Origin of the sequence: Paenibacillus sp. MY03 (genome assembly GCF_002165585.1) — a bacterium.
Lineage (GTDB): Bacteria > Bacillota > Bacilli > Paenibacillales > Paenibacillaceae > Pristimantibacillus > Pristimantibacillus agaridevorans.
This window is the reverse complement of record NZ_MXQD01000138.1, coordinates 1-327: the sequence shown is the minus strand read 5'-3', so window position 1 is coordinate 327 and position 327 is coordinate 1. Positions and strand designations below refer to the sequence as shown.

Genomic DNA, 327 nt, shown 5'->3' with positions numbered 1-327 from the left:
CATCTGTTGTGACCCGATTAAATTCATAGCCTGTTTCATAAGCAACATAAGGTTTTGTTGCGTTATACTCCCAGAAGGTTTGATAACCGTCTTTTTGCAGATTGGACGGCTGTACGCCAAACCAGGAATGATAGTCCTTGTCTGCCCACCCTGAAATACTTGCATCTCCGCCTTCCATGTGTGCAGTTAAAGGTTGACGATAAGCGTCATTATCATAGATTGCCTTTGCAATCCGATGCCAATAATCATTGAACTCATGGCCAGGATCTACTTCCTGCGCAGTCGTCCACAGGACTGGATAGGCTCCAAATCTCGCTTGCCAGTATT

General features: G+C 45.3%; 1 protein-coding gene. It reads right to left on the bottom strand.

Going from position 1 to position 327, the window contains the following annotated elements:
- The coding region (locus B1748_RS36255) for an apiosidase-like domain-containing protein (RefSeq protein ID WP_143810521.1) at nt 1-327 on the bottom strand (327 nt) is incomplete at both ends.